Origin of the sequence: Streptomyces fradiae, assembly GCF_041270065.1 — a bacterium.
Taxonomy (GTDB): Bacteria; Actinomycetota; Actinomycetes; order Streptomycetales; family Streptomycetaceae; genus Streptomyces.
Genome location: NZ_CP065958.1, coordinates 1562302 through 1575338, shown reverse-complemented (window position 1 = coordinate 1575338; position 13037 = coordinate 1562302). Strand labels below are relative to the sequence as shown.

Here is a 13037-nt window from a genome sequence, read left to right as displayed (position 1 = left end):
GGGAGTGACATGGAACAGATAGCAATGCGCAGCAGGCCGCGAGTGCCTGCCATCACCTGCGGGAGCAGCGCGACGAGTTCGCGACTCGACCGCCATCTCGCGGTGCTCGGCGGTCCCGCCATACCGCAGCGCGAGGCGGCCGAGGCGACCCTGCTCATGCGGGAACTGACGACGCGTACGCGTGAGGTGCCGGTGCAGGGCCACCGCAGCCGCAGCTCGCGGGTCTCGCTCTTCGCCCCGCTCCGCCGGCTCCGCCGCTCGCTCTTCGGCAGCCACCACTGACCCTCGACGCCCCGCGCTGACAGGCCGTCCGGGCCGGGCTCCCGCGTACCCCGACGCTTCGCTCCCGCCCGCCCCCGCTCGGCCCACGACCCGCTTCCGACCCGCCGCCGGACGTGTCCCCGCCCGTCCGGCGCCCTCTCCCCACCGGCCCCGCCCCGCCTCCCGGCACCGGTCGGCGTCCCGGCTCAGCCCCGTGCGCAGCGCCTGACCGCCGCCGGGACACACAGCGCGAGCAGCGCCAGCGACCAGAGCAGCGCCCCGGCCACCGGGTGCGTCACCGGCCAGGCCGCCTCGCCGGGCGCCGGCACCGGCGCGTTCCCGAACAGCCCCCGGACGGCCGTCGACACCGCCGAGATCGGATTCCACTCCGAAACCGTGCGCAGCCAGCCCGGCATGCCGTCGGTCGGCAGATACGCGTTCGACAGCAGCGGCAGCATGAAGGTGGCGCTGCCCAGCTGACCGGCCGCCTCCTCGCTCTTCGACGCCAGCCCGAGCAGGATGCCCACCCAGGTCGCCGCGAACCGGAAGAGCAGCAGCAGCCCCAGCGCGCCCGCCGCCTCGACGGCCGTGCCCTCGATCCGCCAGCCCATCGCGAGGCCGACGAGCAGCAGCGGAACCGTGCCCACCGCGGTGGTGACGAGATCGGCGAGCGCCTGCCCCAGCGGCACCGCCGCCCGGCTCACCGGCAGGGTCCGCAGCCGGTCCGTCACACCCCGGTGGGTGTCCTGGGCCGCCTGGAACATCCCGGTCATCACCCCGTTGGCGGCCGTCGCCACCAGCATGCCCGGCACCAGGAACGCCCGGTAGTCGGCGCCCGGCATGGCGAGCGCGCCGCCGAACACGTACCCGAAGAAGAGCAGGAAGACGATCGGCATCGTCTGCGTCATGACGGTGATCGCCGGGGCGTGCCGGACCCGCAGCAGATTCCGCCCGAGCATCGCGGTGCCGTCGTGGACGAGAGCGCTCGCGCTCATGCGGCGAACTCCTTGCGGTCGGTGCCGGTGTGGTGGGTGCCGGTGCGGTCGGTGGCGTCGGGGCCCGCGCCGCGCTCGGTGAGGCGCAGGAACACCTCGTCGAGGGTGGGCGGGCGCAGCGAGGCGTCGAGGACGGGGACGCCGGCCGCGTCGATCTCGCGGACGAGCCGGGGGAGGGTCAGGGAGGGGTCGGTGGTGACCGCGCCGACCGTGCGGCGCTCGGCGTCCAGGACCGGCAGCGACCCGGTGAGCCGGTCGAGCACGGCCGCGGCCGCTTCGAGGGCCGCCGGTTCGGCGACCACGACCTCGGCGTAACTGCCGATCAGCGCCTTGAGTTCGGTCGGGGTGCCGCGCTCGGCGGCCCGGCCCCCGTCGACCAGGACGACCTCGTCGGCGAGCCGGTCGGCCTCCTCCAGGTACTGGGTGGTGAGCAGCACGGTGGTGCCGCCGGCCGCCAACTCCCGTACGGCGTCCCAGATCCCGTTCCTGCTGTGCGGGTCGAGCCCGGTGGTCGGCTCGTCGAGGAAGAGCACCCGCGGCGGCACGATCAGGCTCGCCGCCAGGTCGAGCCGGCGCCGCATGCCGCCGGAGTAGGTGCGGGCCGGGCGGCCGGCGGCCTCGGCGAGGCCGAAGCGCTCCAGGAGTTCGTCGGCGCGCGAGCGCGGGGCGCGCAGGAGGCGGGCGAAGAGCCGCAGGTTCTCGGCGCCGGTGAGGTCGCCGTCGACCGAGGCGTACTGCCCGGTGACCGCGATCCGCCTGCGCACCCCGGCCGGGTCGCGGACCACGTCGCACCCGGCCACCCGGGCGCTGCCGCCGTCCGGCCGCACGAGCGTGGTCAGCACCCGGACGGCGGTGGTCTTCCCGGCGCCGTTGCGTCCGAGGATCCCGCAGACGGTGCCCTCGGGGACGGCGAGGTCGAGCCCGCGCAGCGCGTGCACGTCGCCGTAGCGCTTCTGCAGACCCTCACTAAGTACAGCGTACGTAGTTGTTGTCATGGGGTGACCCTAGCGCACTGCGTACGGTGTACGTAACTGCGCGGGCGAGGTCGGCGGCCTCGTTACGATGGGGCGACGAGGTGATGAGTGATGGCGGGCCGAGCGGCCGAACCCGAAGTGATCTGGGCGCGCCCCGAGCGCACCGGCCGCGGCCCCAAACCGGCCCACAGCCGGCGCGACGTCGTCGACGCCGCCGTCCGCATCGCCGACGCCGAGGGCATCGACGCCGTCTCCATGCGCCGCATCGCCGCCGAACTGGGCTGCGGCACCATGTCCCTGTACAACTACGTGCCGCGCAAGGAAGACCTCTACGAGCTGATGGTCGACGCGGCGAGCGAGGAGTACGAACTCCCCGCCGAGCCCAGCGGCGACTGGCGCGCCGACATGACCGGCATCGCCCGGCAGACCCGCGCCATCATGGAACGGCACCCCTGGCTGACCCGGATCATGACCACCGCCTACGGCTTCAGTCCCAACGCCCTGCGCTTCCTGGAGTGGTGCCTCGGCGCCCTGACCCCGCTCGACGCGGACCCCGGCCTGAAGATGCAGCTCATCGCCATGATCAACGGCACCGTCATGGCCACCGTGCGCAACGAGCAGGCCATCGCCGAACGCGCCCGCGGCCTGCCCTGGTCCGAGGCGGAGGAACAGCAGGTGCGCGGCGCCTACCTCGCCGGACAGCTCATGACCGGCGCCTACCCGCACCTCGCCGCACTGATCGCCGCGTCACCGGCACCCGTCGACACCGACGAGATCTTCGAACTCACCATCACCCGGCTGCTCGACTCGTTCACGCCCCGCGGAGCCTGACTACAGGAGCATGAACTGCCCCTCCGGACCCTCCTCCTGATGGTCCAGCACGGACGCGGGCCGGCGCGCCGACGCCGGTACGGGCAGCACCCCGGCCGCCCGCAGGGCGCCCGCCCCGAGACCGTCCGCCCCGGCGCGTGCGAGCAGCGCCGCACGCTCCTCCTCGCGCCCCGCGAGCAGCGCGAGGACCGTGATCAGCTCAAGCAGCTCCGAGGTCCACTCCTGCGGCCAGGCCGCCGGCCCGATCGCCTCGAGCGTCCCCGGCTCGGCGGCCGCAGTCCGGTGCGCGAACCACTGCTCCAGCATCCGCGCCCCGCCGACCTCGAACTCCCACGCCGCCGCCGGCACCGGCGAGATCCGCCCCTCGCCCACACTCAGCACCTCGCCCTCCGGGTCGTACGAGAGCGCCGTCGGCCGGGCCGGGACCGCCGCCCGTACGTACGGCCTGCGGCCCCCCGGCAGCCGCGGCCGGGCCCCGCCGCGCGCCCCGCGCAACTGCGTCTCCACCAACTCGCGCCCCAGCGCCACGCCCGCCGCCCACACCTCCGGATCCGCGGGCAACGGCACCCGGCACCCGCCGGCGGACGGCAGCGCCACTGCCGCCGCCCAGGCCACCAGATCGGCCGCGCCGACCCCGTACCCGTACCGCTCGCCGAGCAGCTCGACCAGCCCCGGGGCCAGATTGGGCTCCAGACCGCCGGGCCGCCGGAACAGCGGCCGGATCCGGCCCGGCCGGCCCGCGGGGGAGCGCCCGTCCGGCAGCACCGCCGTCACCAGGAGCGCGGGCCCGGCCGCGCCCGGCACGTACCCCTGCTCGACGACGAACAGCTGCCGCTCGTCCGTCACCCGCCACAACTCCGGCCGCGCGACGTCGATCAGCCGGTGGTCCGGCAGCAGCCACTGCTCGTCGAACGGCCCGTACGCCACCCGCACCGGCTCCGGACACGCCCCCGCCTCCCGCGCGAGCCGCCCCGTCCCGGTCCGCTGCCCCGGCAGCGCCGCCACCGAACTCCCCGTCGTCCGCGCCCGGCTGCCCCGGAACAACGCCTCCCGCTCGTCCCCCTCCGCCGCCACCAGCCGCGCCCACCGCTCGCGGAGCGTCCGGCGGTCCGGCGCCACGACCCACGGCCGGCCGAGCCGCAGCGGCGCCACGGACCAGGGCATGAGGTCGTCGAGCAGGGGCGCGTCCATCACGGCCCCGGGGCCAAGCGGCAGATCCTCCGTCACGCCCCGCATGCTAACGAGAGCGGGGAGCGCCCATCCAGGGCACGGGGCCACGGGGCACGGGGTACGGCCTGCGGGCCGCCGCCGAGCTCAGCGGATCCGGACCCGCACCCGCCGGCGCGGTGCGCCCGCCCCGGCCCCCGCCGTCAGGGCCGCGGGCGGCGCCGCGGCCGGCGCGCCCGACGCGGTCTCCTCCAGCACCCGCCGGTACGTCTCCGGGGCGGTGGTGAAGTCCGTCCAGGCGCCCAGGCCCGCCGGGTCCGTGTCCTGGCTGCGGAGCAGGTCGACCGAGGCCTGGGCGAAGCGGGCGGTGAGCCCCTCCCGTTCGGCCGCGGCGAGCAGGGGGCGCAGTTGGCCGATCGCGCGGGCGGCGCGCTGCCGGGACCGCGGACCGGCGCGCAGGATCGTGCGGTAGCGCGCGGCGGGGGCCGCGTCCTCGAGCAGCGGATCGAGCCGCTCGGAAAGCCACCGGCCCGTCCCGGCCGCCTCGCGCGCCCCCGGGCCGGCCTCCACCAGCACCCGCAGGGCCCGCAGCAGCTCCGCGTCCCGGGCCAGGTCCGGCGGGGCCTCCAGGAGGCCCTCCAGGGGCAGTGGGGCGTCGCCCCGGGCCGCGCGGACCGCCGCGACGGCGCGCTCGTGGTCCCGGGCCACCCAGTCCGCCGCCTCCCGCAGGTCCGCCGCGCGCCGCAGCAGCCGCGGCTCCGCCTCGACGAGCCGGGGCAGCGTGCGGAAGTTGCCGCCGACCAGGCCGACGAGGGTGAGCAGCAGCCCGAGCCCGGCGAGACCGTCGGCCAGGCCGACGTACCCTTCCCGCCCGGTCTCCTGGCCGAGCCGGAACAGCTCGCCCCGGTGCGGCTCCTCGGCCCGGACGAACCCGGTCTCCCAGCCGTAACCGGAACCGTCGTCGTAGTTCGGGGCCTTGAGCACCGCCGAACGCTTGGGATCGCAGTGGTACGTGCCGTCCCGGAAGCGGTGGTCCACCGGGTCCGACCAGCGCACCTCGCACGTGCCGTCGGGCTTCTCGTCGAGGACCGTCAGGTCGACCTGCTTCAGCTCCGGATAGTCCGGCGCCGCCTCGTACACCCCGAACGACCCCAGCAGCAGCGCCAGTCCCGCCACCACCACCCACCGGAAGACACCCACGTGCCGCATTCCGCCCCCCCCAGCTCGCCGACCCCCCTGCGCGGGCTCAGCGTGCGCCGCCGCCACGGCCGGCACAAGGGAGCCGTCACGGCAGTCCGGACGCCCCTCCGCTGCCCGGACCCGGCAAGGTCACGGTGCTATCGCGTCAACGGGTCACCGCGGCACCGCGTACCCGCGTCACTGCGCCTCGACCGTCACCGTGAACGAGAACCGGTCGCCCCGGTAGCGGATCCGGGCCACGTCCACGACCCGCCCGTCCTCGTCGTACGTCACACCCGTGTAGTGGAGGATCGGCGACAGCAGCGGGACCCGGAGCAGCTGGGCCGTCTCCGGGTCGGCGAGCCGCGCCTCGACGGTGTCGGTGATCCGGCTGATCCGGACCCCGACCACGTCCCGCAGCACCTTCGTCATCGGCCAGCGCTCCAGATCCGCCGGGTCGATGCCCGCCGCGAGCTCCGGCAGCACCGCGTTCTCCGCCCAGTTCGTCGGCTCGCCGCTCTCCCCGTCGGCCCGCAGCCGCCGGAAGACCGCCACCTCGGCGGCCTCCGGGAAGTACTCCGCGAGCTCGCCCGGCACCGGCTCGGTGCCATGGCCGAGCACCGTGGTCCGCTCGCCGGACTGCTGGGCCACGATCGCGTCGATCGAGCCGAGCAGCCGGCGCGGCGTGGAGCGCCGGGCGCCCGGCTCGATGAAGGTGCCGCGCCGCCGGTGCCTGCTGATCAGGCCCTCCTCCTCCAGCTCCTTGAGGGCCTGGCGCATGGTCAGCACACTCACCCCGTAATGCGCGGCGAGCTGCTCCTCCGTGGGCAGCCGCAGCGAGGCGTCGGGGGTGCGGCCCAGTATGGAGGCGCGCAACGACTGCGAGACCTGGTACCAGAGCGGCAGCTTCCGGTTCAGGACCAGCGAGTCGGGAGCGAAGGCGGTCACGGTCAACTCCGTATGACGACTACGGGACAACCGGTCGGACAGGACGCCGGACGGAACGCCCGGTCACGCCGGTCACGGCCGGAAGTGGCGCTCAAGACCCTGCCATACGTCGTCATAGGCGCGCTGCAGGTGGTCGGCACCGGCCGCCTGCGCGGTCGCCGTGACCGGCCAGCGGGTCTCGAACATGAAGGCCAGACCGTCGTCGATCTTCTGCGGCTTCAGCTCGGCGGCGCTCGCCTTGTCGAAGGTCTCCCGGTCGGGGCCGTGCGCGGACATCATGTTGTGCAGCGAGCCGCCGCCCGGCACGAAACCCTCCGCCTTCGCGTCGTACGCGCCCTCGATCAGACCCATGTACTCGCTCATCACATTGCGGTGGAAGTACGGCGGCCGGAACGTGTCCTCGCCCACCAGCCAGCGCGGCGCGAAGACGACGAAGTCGACGCCCGCGAGCCCGGGGGTGTCGGACGGCGAGGTCAGCACGGTGAAGATCGACGGGTCGGGGTGGTCGTACGAGATCGTCCCGATGACATTGAAACGGCGCAGGTCGTAGACGTACGGGGTGTGGTTGCCGTGCCAGGCGACCACATCGAGCGGGGAGTGGGTGTAGGTCGCCGACCAGAGGTTGCCGCAGTACTTGTTGACCACCTCCACCGGGCCCTCTACGTCCTCGTACGCGGCGACCGGTGCCCGGAAGTCACGCGCGTTGGCGAGACCGTTCGCACCGATCGGGCCGAGGTCGGGCAGCTGGAACGGGGCGCCGTAGTTCTCGCACACATAGCCGCGGGCCGTCTCCTCCAGGAGCTCCACCCGGAAGCGCACCCCGCGCGGGATCAGCGCGACCTCGCCGGGACCGGCCGCGAGATCGCCCAGCTCGGTGCGGAGCAGCAGCCCGCCGTGCTCGGGCACGATCAGCAGCTCGCCGTCGGCGTCGCTGAACACCCGCTCCATGGGCGCGTTCGCGTGGTAGAGGTGCACGGCCATGCCGGCGCGCTGCGTCGTGTCACCATTGCCGCCGAGGGTCCACAGACCGGCCAGCCAGTCGGTGCCGGCCGGCGGCTGCGGCAGCGGGTTCCAGCGCAGCCGGTTCGGGTCGGGCACGGTCTCGGTGAAGGGCGCGCTGCGCAGCGCGCCGTTGTCGATTCGCGCGAACGGCGGGTGCGCCGCCGAAGGGCGGATCCGGTACAGCCACGAGCGCCGGTTGTGCGCCCGGGGCTCGGTGAACGCGCTTCCGCTCAGCTGCTCCGCGTACAGGCCGAGCGGCGCCCGCTGCGGCGAGTTCCGCCCGTCCGGGAGGGCGCCGGGGACGGCCTCGGAGCTGTGCTCGTTGCCGAAGCCGGTGCTGTAGGTCAGCGCTTCGGCCGTCTTTCTCGCCCGTTCCGCGTGGGTCTCCGCGTTCATCGCGTGCTCCTGTCCAGACGCTCACAACAATCCTATGCATGACCGTAGGATTCCGCTCCCGCTCCCGTCAACGGGGCGCCCCGCCGGGGCTTCGCGCTCGGCCGTCGCGCCGGCCGCCCGGCCTTCCCCGGGTGCGCGCCCGGGCGACTTGGACGTGGTGCGTGCACGAGGGGTTCCAAAAGATGAACATTGCTCTACTCTCTCGGCCATGTCCCCGCGCATGTCATGGACCCGACGGTTCGCCCTCGCGCTCTCGGTCGTGCTCGCGGCACTCGCCGCCGCACTCCTCACCGCCCCCGCCGCCCAGGCCCACGAAGAGCGGCCCGTCACCCTCCCCGACGGCACCGGCAGTGTCCCCACGCTCCGCACCGGAGAACCCGACCTGCTCGTGTGCAAGAGCGACCGGGCCGACTTCGCACGGCGGACCGCCGGCTTCCCCGCCGACCTCAGGGCCCGCAACCTCGCCCTCTACGAACGCTGCCAACGGCAGGGCTACCGCCACCTCCAGCAGGCCGTCGACGCCGTCGACCGCCCCGGCATGACCATCGCGATCCTCCCCGGCCTGTACGAGGAAGAGCCCTCGCTCCCCGCACCCACCGGAGCCTGCGCCACCCTCAAGGCACCCCGATCAGCCCTCGGCTACCAGATCCTCAGCTACGCACAGCAGGCCCAGTGCCCGCACAACCAGAACCTGGTCGCCATCCTCGGCAAGAAGAACCTCCAGATCGAAGGCACCGGCGCCTCCCGCCTCGACGTCGTCATCGACGCCAAATACACCAAGCTCAACGCCATCCGCGCCGACAAGTCCGACGGCGTGTACTTCCGCAACTTCACCGCCCAGCGCACCACGTTCAACTCGCTGTACGTCCTCGCCGCCGACGGCTTCGTCATCGACGACGTCCTCACCCGCTGGAACGACGAATACGGCTTCCTCACCTTCGCCTCCGACCACGGCCTCTACAAGAACTGCGAGTCCTACGGCAACGGCGACTCCGGCATCTACCCCGGCTCGGCCTCCAACATCAACAACGGGCGCGGCTACGACGTCCCCCGCTACTCCATCGAGATCACCGGCTGCCGCAGCCACCACAACATGGTCGGCTACAGCGGCACCGCCGGAGACTCCGTCTACGTCCACGACAACGAGCTCGACCACAACATGGGCGGCGCCTCCATGGACTCCGCCTTCCCCGGCCACCCCGGACTCCCGCAGAACCACGCCCGCTTCGAGCGGAACCTGATCCACGACAACAACCAGAACTACTACCCGCACGTCGCCGACGGCACCTGCGCCAGACCCCCCGTCGAACGCGGCTACGAACAAGGCGTCGTCTGCCCCCAGATCTCCATGCCGCCCGGCACCGGCATCATCACCGCCGGCGGCAACTGGAACCTCTACGAGAACAACTGGATCTACGGCCACCAGCGCGCCGCCTTCTTCCTCAGCGCCGTCCCCGCCTTCATCCGCGGCGAATCCGCCTGGGGCAAACAGACCGACACCTCCCACCACAACCGCTACGCCGGCAACCACCTCGGCACCGACCGCGCCGGCCACCCCCGCCCCAACCGCACCGACGTGTGGTGGGACGGCCAGGGCGGCGGCAACTGCTGGCAGCCCGACACCGGCCCCAGCACCCCGCGCTCCCTGCCCGCCTGCGGCAGCCGCCGCGGCGACGTCACCGGCGCCACCGACCGCCTCGTCGGCGAACCCGTCAAACTCGCCCAACTCCTCGTCTGCGCCAACTACAACGTCCAGGCCCGCCGGCTCCCCGCCGGCTGCGACTGGTACGGCGCCCGCGGCATCCAACGCGTCGAGACCCAGCTCGCTCTCGGCACCGCCGCCGTCCTCGCCCTCGTCGGCACCACCCTCTGGTGGCGCCGCCTGCGCCACAGCCGCCTCGCCGGCGCCGCCACCCTCCTCGGCCTCGCCGGACTCGCCCTCGACGTCGCCGGCTCCACCCTCGCCCTCACCCCGACCGCCCTGCCCGCCCTCGCCCTCCTCCTCACCGGACTGTGGTGGACCACCCTCGGCCTGCTGCTCCGCCCGCACCGCCGGGCCTTCGCCTGGACCACCCTCGCCCTCGGCGCCCTCACCCTCCTCGACGCCTTCGACAAAGCCGTCCTGATGATCCCGTGGATCCCCATCAGCCCCGCCTGGGTGCGTGGACTGCTCGGGGTGGTGTGGGTGCTGTGGGCGGTGGTCGTCGCGGGCACCCGCCGCCCGGATCCTTCTGGGCCCCCCACCCCCACCCCCGCCCCCGCCCCTCCCGCTCCCGGCGCCCCCTCCGCGTCCGCCGGCGGTGCCGCGTGACCGGCCGCCGCCGGGCGGGCCGCGCCGTGCTCGCCCTGGCCGTGGGCGCGGCGCTGCTCGCCGGCTGCGGCGGGCGCCCGACCACCCACCACAAGCCCGGCACCAGCCACCAGGAGGCCACCGGCGCCAACGGCACCCTCCTCACCGCCCGGGACAGCACCGGCCACCGCCTCCGCGAGGTGCCCGCCGCCGGAGCGCCCGCCGTACGGATCGAGGCCCGGCCCGACAGCGAGGGCGGCTGGAACGTCCACCTCCTGGTGGAGAGGTTCCGGTTCACCCCTGAGAGCACCGGCGGCGCCGCCCTCCCCGGGCGCGGCCACGCCCGGCTCCTCGCCGACGGCCGCGAGACCACCCGCGCCTACGGCCCCTGGGCGCACGTCCCGGCCGGCGCCCGCACCCTCACCGCCCGGCTCTACGCCGACGACCACACCGCCTGGGCCGTCGCCGGCCGCCCCGTCGAGACCACCGTCCGCCTCGGCGCCTCCGCCGGCGCCTCCTCGGACCCCGCGAGCCCCACCCCGACCGCGACCGCCGCCCCCGGCCGTACCCTCGCCCTCACCATCAGCGGCGACTCCGTCCAACCACCCCCTTCCCGGGTCGAGGTGACGAAGGGCGAGCGCATCACCCTCCAGGTCACCGGCGACCGCGCCGACACCGTCCACGTCCACGGCTACGACCGTGAACTGCCCCTCACCGCCGGCCGCACCGCCACCCTCACCTTCACCGCCGACCGCACCGGCCTCTTCGAGGTGGAGACCCACGAGTCCGGACTCGTGCTGACCCAACTCGTCGTCCGATGACGGCACTCACCGCGCCCCCGCCGCTTCCGCTGCCCCTCGCCCACGGCGTGGGCGCCCAGCACGACCTCCCCCTCTCGCCCTTCTACGCCTACGCCGGTGCCTTCGCCGCGCTCTTCGTCTCCTTCCTCTCCCTCGGACTGCTCTGGTCCGCCTCCCGCTTCCGCGGCGACCTGGCCGGCCGCCCGCTGCCCGCCGCCGTCCAGCGCCTCGCCGACGCCCCCGCCACCCGCACCGCCCTGCGGCTCGCCGGCGCAGCCGCCGGACTCGCCCTCGTCCTCCATCTCCTCCTCGGCCCCGACGATCCGGACCGCAACCCCGCGCCCGGCGCGGTCTACGTCCTGCTCTGGGTCGGACTCGTCCCCGCCTCCCTCCTCCTCGGCCCCGTCTGGCGCCTCATCAACCCCCTGCGCACCCTCGCAGCCCTGCTCCCGGCGCACCGCCCACCCCGCCCCGTCCCCGCCCGTGTCGGCATCCGGCCGGCCGCCGCCGGACTCCTCCTCTTCACCTGGCTCGAACTCGTCGCCCCCGACAACACCGCCACCCCCGTCCTCCTGACGGCCCTCGCCGTCCACACTGCCGTGCAGCTGCTCGGCGCCGTCCGTCACGGCCCCGACTGGCTCGCCCACGCCGACCCCTTCGAGGTCTACTCCTCCCTCCTCGCCCGGCTCTCCCCGCTCGGCCGCCGGGCCGACGGCCGGCTCGTCCTGCGCTCCCCCTTCAACGGCCTGGACGCCACCCCGCCCGGCCCCGGCCTCGTCGCCACCGTCTGCGTCCTCCTCGGCTCCACCGCCTACGACGGCTTCTCCGACAACCCGCGCTGGCTCACCCTCCTCCAGACCTCACCCCTCGGCCGCACCCTCACCGCCACCCTCGGACTCCTCGGTGCCGTCGCCCTCGTCGCCGCCCTCTACGGGCTGTGCGCCGGCACCCTCCGGCTCGTCGACCGCGAACTCACCACCCCGCTCACCTCCTTCGCGCACTCGCTGCTGCCCATCGCCCTCGGCTACCTCGTGGCCCACTACTTCACACTCTTCGTCACCGAAGGACCACGCACAGTCATCATGGCAGGGGGTACTGACAACGCCCCCGCACCCGCCCCACCCCTGGGCCCCGCCGGCCTCGCGACCCTCCAGGTCGCCGCGATCGTCACCGGCCACGTCCTCGGCGTCGTCGCCGCGCACGACCGCTCGGTGCGCCTCTTCCCGGCCGCCCGCGCCGTGGCCGGTCAACTCCCGCTGTTCGTGCTGATGATCGCGTACACCCTCGGCGGGATCGGCCTCCTGATCGCCTGATCGCCCTCCATCGCCCCCGTCAGGGCGGGAACGGCATGATGTCCCCGTGCCCCAGCCCACCCCGCGGCCTTCCGCCCCGAAGCCCCCCACTCCCAAGGCCGCCCAGCCGGCCGCCGGCCCCGCCCTGCGCCGCGCGCCCGTCCAGCAGCGCAGCGCCGAGCGCCTCGCCCGGATCCTCGACGCCTGCGCCGAACTCCTCGACGAGACCGGCTACGAGCAGCTGAGCACCCGGGCCGTGGCCACCCGCGCCGGCGTCCCCATCGGCTCGGTCTACCGCTTCTTCGGCAACAAGCGGGCCATGGCCGCCGCCCTCGCCCACCGCAACCTCGACAGCTACGCCGCCCGCATCAGCGCCGGACTCGCCGGGCTCCCGGCCGTCGACGGGCGCGCCGTCATCGACACCGTCCTCGACGCGTACATCGCGATGAAGCGGACCGTCCCCGGCTTCGGCCTGGTCGACTTCGGGATCCCCGCCGCCGCGTCCGGCGAGCCCGGCACCGACGAGGACCCCAACCACCTCGTCGCCGACCGCATCTGCGGGCTGCTCGCCGCCCCGCTCGGCCGCCCCGCCGACGCGGACCTGCTGCGCAAGGTCCTGGTCGGCGTCGAGGCCACCGACGCGCTGCTCCGGCTCGCGTTCCGCACCGACCCGGCCGGCGACCCCGCGCTCATCGCCGAGACCCGCGCACTCCTGCACGCCTACCTCGCGCCCTCGCTGCGCTGACCGCGCCCGCCCCCGTCGTACCTCGCCTCCGTCGTACCTCGCCCCCTCGTACCCCGTCGCCGCCAGGGCCTGTCGGACCTCCCTACCGGTCGGTATGCTCGCGCTTGCCCGCGCGCCCGCCACCGCGCCCCCGCCGCTGCCGCCCCAGGGAGACCGC

At 74.5% G+C, this 13037-nt stretch carries 12 protein-coding genes; 6 read left to right on the top strand and 6 right to left on the bottom strand.

Annotated elements, in window-relative coordinates:
- The first annotated feature begins 9 nt into the window (after window positions 1-9).
- The gene (locus JAO84_RS07020; RefSeq protein ID WP_370411388.1) at window positions 10-282 is read left to right on the top strand and encodes a hypothetical protein; all 273 of its coding nucleotides are present in this window, start codon (window positions 10-12) and stop codon (window positions 280-282) included.
- A 185-nt stretch (window positions 283-467) separates the two neighbouring features.
- On the opposite strand, the gene JAO84_RS07015 is transcribed toward JAO84_RS07020, so the two are convergent.
- Together JAO84_RS07015 and JAO84_RS07010 are read right to left on the bottom strand one after the other, a co-directional pair.
- Complete coding sequence (locus tag JAO84_RS07015; RefSeq protein ID WP_370411386.1) at window positions 468-1256, bottom strand: ABC transporter permease; 789 nt, start codon at window positions 1254-1256, stop codon at window positions 468-470.
- The gene (locus JAO84_RS07010; protein WP_370411384.1) at window positions 1253-2251 is read right to left on the bottom strand and encodes an ATP-binding cassette domain-containing protein; all 999 of its coding nucleotides are present in this window, start codon (window positions 2249-2251) and stop codon (window positions 1253-1255) included. The genes JAO84_RS07015 and JAO84_RS07010 overlap by 4 nt, the downstream gene beginning before the upstream one ends.
- A 90-nt stretch (window positions 2252-2341) precedes the next feature.
- Between JAO84_RS07010 and JAO84_RS07005 the strand changes: the two genes are divergently transcribed.
- Entirely contained in the window at window positions 2342-3061 is a 720-nt protein-coding gene (locus JAO84_RS07005; RefSeq protein WP_370411382.1) for a TetR/AcrR family transcriptional regulator, read from the top strand.
- Here JAO84_RS07005 and JAO84_RS07000 read toward each other — a convergent pair whose 3' ends face one another.
- The 4 genes from JAO84_RS07000 to hmgA all read right to left on the bottom strand — a co-directional run bounded on the left by JAO84_RS07000 (window position 3062) and on the right by hmgA (window position 7753).
- Window positions 3062-4297, bottom strand: a complete 1236-nt coding sequence (locus JAO84_RS07000) for a type ISP restriction/modification enzyme (RefSeq protein WP_370411380.1) — start codon at window positions 4295-4297, stop codon at window positions 3062-3064.
- Between the two features lie 78 nt (window positions 4298-4375).
- Window positions 4376-5437 carry a hypothetical protein gene (locus JAO84_RS06995; protein WP_370411378.1) on the bottom strand — a complete coding sequence of 354 codons (1062 nt, stop codon included), beginning with the start codon at window positions 5435-5437 and terminating at the stop codon, window positions 4376-4378.
- A gap of 168 nt (window positions 5438-5605) precedes the next feature.
- Window positions 5606-6355 (bottom strand): GntR family transcriptional regulator, encoded by a 750-nt coding sequence (locus tag JAO84_RS06990; protein WP_370411376.1) that lies wholly within the window; start codon window positions 6353-6355, stop codon window positions 5606-5608.
- Window positions 6356-6427: 72 nt separating this feature from the next.
- A complete protein-coding gene (gene hmgA, locus JAO84_RS06985; RefSeq protein WP_370411374.1) occupies window positions 6428-7753 on the bottom strand; it encodes a homogentisate 1,2-dioxygenase in 1326 nt (441 codons plus the stop codon).
- A 220-nt stretch (window positions 7754-7973) separates the two neighbouring features.
- On the opposite strand from hmgA, the gene JAO84_RS06980 reads away from it, so the two are divergent.
- The 4 genes from JAO84_RS06980 to JAO84_RS06965 all read left to right on the top strand — a co-directional run bounded on the left by JAO84_RS06980 (window position 7974) and on the right by JAO84_RS06965 (window position 12880).
- Entirely contained in the window at window positions 7974-10064 is a 2091-nt protein-coding gene (locus tag JAO84_RS06980) for a right-handed parallel beta-helix repeat-containing protein (protein ID WP_370416675.1), read from the top strand.
- Window positions 10061-10864 (top strand): hypothetical protein, encoded by an 804-nt coding sequence (locus JAO84_RS06975; protein ID WP_370411372.1) that lies wholly within the window; start codon window positions 10061-10063, stop codon window positions 10862-10864. Before JAO84_RS06980 ends, JAO84_RS06975 begins: the two co-directional genes overlap by 4 nt.
- The gene (locus tag JAO84_RS06970) at window positions 10861-12156 is read left to right on the top strand and encodes a hypothetical protein (RefSeq protein ID WP_370411370.1); all 1296 of its coding nucleotides are present in this window, start codon (window positions 10861-10863) and stop codon (window positions 12154-12156) included. The genes JAO84_RS06975 and JAO84_RS06970 overlap by 4 nt, the downstream gene beginning before the upstream one ends.
- A 124-nt stretch (window positions 12157-12280) precedes the next feature.
- On the top strand, window positions 12281-12880 hold the full coding sequence (locus JAO84_RS06965; protein ID WP_370416674.1) for a TetR family transcriptional regulator: 600 nt from the start codon (window positions 12281-12283) through the stop codon (window positions 12878-12880).
- Window positions 12881-13037 lie beyond the last annotated feature (157 nt).

Excerpts from the sequence above, each read along its gene's own strand:
- JAO84_RS07010 (WP_370411384.1), bottom strand. The coding sequence starts at position 2,251 with ATGACAACAACTACGTACGCTGTACTTAGTGAGGGTCTGCAGAAGCGC.
- JAO84_RS06995 (WP_370411378.1), bottom strand. The coding sequence starts at position 5,437 with ATGCGGCACGTGGGTGTCTTCCGGTGGGTGGTGGTGGCGGGACTGGCG.
- JAO84_RS07015 (WP_370411386.1), bottom strand. The coding sequence starts at position 1,256 with ATGAGCGCGAGCGCTCTCGTCCACGACGGCACCGCGATGCTCGGGCGG.
- hmgA (WP_370411374.1), bottom strand. The coding sequence starts at position 7,753 with ATGAACGCGGAGACCCACGCGGAACGGGCGAGAAAGACGGCCGAAGCG.
- JAO84_RS07020 (WP_370411388.1), top strand. The coding sequence starts at position 10 with ATGGAACAGATAGCAATGCGCAGCAGGCCGCGAGTGCCTGCCATCACC.
- JAO84_RS07000 (WP_370411380.1), bottom strand. The coding sequence starts at position 4,297 with ATGCGGGGCGTGACGGAGGATCTGCCGCTTGGCCCCGGGGCCGTGATG.
- JAO84_RS07005 (WP_370411382.1), top strand. The coding sequence starts at position 2,342 with ATGGCGGGCCGAGCGGCCGAACCCGAAGTGATCTGGGCGCGCCCCGAG.
- JAO84_RS06980 (WP_370416675.1), top strand. The coding sequence starts at position 7,974 with ATGTCATGGACCCGACGGTTCGCCCTCGCGCTCTCGGTCGTGCTCGCG.
- JAO84_RS06970 (WP_370411370.1), top strand. The coding sequence starts at position 10,861 with ATGACGGCACTCACCGCGCCCCCGCCGCTTCCGCTGCCCCTCGCCCAC.